The organism is Endozoicomonas sp. ONNA1 (genome assembly GCF_024606325.1).
Taxonomy (GTDB): domain Bacteria; phylum Pseudomonadota; class Gammaproteobacteria; order Pseudomonadales; family Endozoicomonadaceae; genus Endozoicomonas_A.
In genome coordinates this window covers 1-1928 of the sequence record NZ_JAHHPN010000345.1, presented here as the reverse complement: position 1 = coordinate 1928, position 1928 = coordinate 1, and the positions used below count along the sequence as shown (strand labels likewise).

The window sequence follows — 1928 nt, the reverse complement described above, 5'->3', positions numbered from 1 at the left end:
TTAAAAAGCTCATTCATGGTTCTATCAACGATCGGGCCATTATATCAACGTGAAAAAGCATCATCCTGACATCCACTAACAGCAAGGCCAATAGAATTTCGAAACGGAACTGTGACCCCCAGATTCCAACCTATATAGTATAAAAACCTTTCGCTCCTGTAGTACGTCAACCAGGTTGCCATTGCTCCACTATCATCAAACTCACCTGGTGATCCAGGCTCTAGAACAGGCCTCTCAGAAATCTCTAATACATTGTTTGGCTGATTGATATCAATAACAACATAAGCGGTATAACTTCGATTGGAGTCATCCCTGGTGCTGAAATATATCTTAAAAATATCATCCCTGACATGCTCAGCAATTGGTACGGCAGCATGAGATCTCATCCAATCAGATTTTCCAGTTGGACAGAAAACCACACCGAGCTTTCTCCATTTACATGTCATATATTCCTCAACTTCTCGCTTGGAATTCTTGACCTTTCGGTTGCCTTACCGATATATACACCACTGGGTTCCGCGTCAGACAGCATCAACACATTAGCACCGATTACACATTTATCGCCTATGGCGATATGATCACGAAGTGTCGCATTGACACCGATAAAACATTGTTCACCTATCTCAACACCGCCAGAGACCACAACGTGTGACGCAATAAACGCATGATCCTTGATCACAGAATGATGACCTATATGGTTACCACTCCACAAGAAAACATTGTTATTTATCACAACGAATGGCTGAACAGTATTATCTTCAAGAATAAAACAATTTTCTCCAATATCACCTTCATTTAAAATCGTCGCACGAGAACTGATATAACTTGCAACATCATAACCCAGTGATTTCACCTGCAAGTATTTCTCCTTGCGGATAGAATTCAACTTCGAATAACTAAGAGCAATAAAAAAATCATACTTATCTGGGGGATATGAGTTCAAAACCTCCTCAAAAGGTACGACAGGTAAGCCACAAAACTCATTTTGATCAATGAACTCAGAATCTACCGTGAACGCCGAAACCTCATATTCCGAATCCGTACTGAAGTAATAATGTGCGAGTTGAGCAATGTCTCCAGCACCAAATATAACTAGTGAACGCTTCATAATTTTTTCCTCACCAAAATCGTAAACTCATACAAACCGTAATCATGCAGGAGCCCAACATTGAGCGAATATCGACGCTTACATAAATCAAATAACTCACAAGGATTTGCATAATACAAATAATCATGCATCTTATCTTCATCCGAATATGAAGTGAGACAATTAAAAGAAAAACCTAGTCGACTATTTCGATCGAGAACAGCCAATGTCTCTTCAAAGTACTTACGCCATTGATCATCAGAGCGCTCCATCCGCACATTGAAAATCCCACTAGCCACTGAGTAATCTGATATAGATTCAGGCTCGTTCGACACGACAAAGCAAGCGTTTTCTTTATCGGCATATCGATTATTTGCGGTTTCCACCATATCTTTTGAAACATCTATACCGCTATATGAAAACATCTTATACCTTGCTTCTAGGTAGTCATAAAGTGACCCGAAACCACAACCAAGGTCATTTATTGAGAAATTCTCCGTAACATCAATAATCTTGCATAGCTGCTCAAATCTTAGCGCCTGACTTTCCTCGCCATTCCAGTCCACACCACCAGCCGTTTCACCATGCTCAGCCAGTTTGGCAGAATAATAATCCGCGACTTCAGAGAGAAGCTTGGTTCTATCCCTGTTCATAAACCTTCCTAACAATCGTGTAAGGCCTGCGTTTCGTCTCAGAGAAAATCTTTGAGAGATAGATACCTAAAACCCCAATAAACGAAATCACCATACCACCAATCAACCAGATTGAAGCCATCACTGATGTCCAGCCGGATACAGGACTAGCCCAAAACAACCATTGAGCTATTAAATATGAAATATAC

Annotated in this window: 3 protein-coding genes and 1 pseudogene; all 4 read right to left on the bottom strand. The window is 40.5% G+C overall.

Features of this window, described 5'->3' with window-relative positions; translation table 11 throughout:
* Positions 1 to 44: 44 nt before the first annotated feature.
* On the bottom strand, positions 45 to 446 hold the full coding sequence (locus KDK19_RS07830; protein ID WP_257291688.1) for a hypothetical protein: 402 nt from the start codon (positions 444 to 446) through the stop codon (positions 45 to 47).
* Positions 443 to 1108: an acetyltransferase gene (locus tag KDK19_RS07825; RefSeq protein ID WP_257291687.1), complete on the bottom strand. Its 666-nt coding sequence runs from the start codon at positions 1106 to 1108 to the stop codon at positions 443 to 445. Before KDK19_RS07825 ends, KDK19_RS07830 begins: the two co-directional genes overlap by 4 nt.
* Positions 1105 to 1740, bottom strand: coding sequence for a class I SAM-dependent methyltransferase (locus KDK19_RS07820; RefSeq protein ID WP_257291686.1), 636 nt, complete (start codon positions 1738 to 1740; stop codon positions 1105 to 1107). Before KDK19_RS07820 ends, KDK19_RS07825 begins: the two co-directional genes overlap by 4 nt.
* A pseudogene (locus KDK19_RS07815) lies at positions 1727 to 1928 on the bottom strand (hypothetical protein); the annotation flags it as partial. The gene KDK19_RS07820 and the pseudogene KDK19_RS07815, both read right to left, overlap by 14 nt.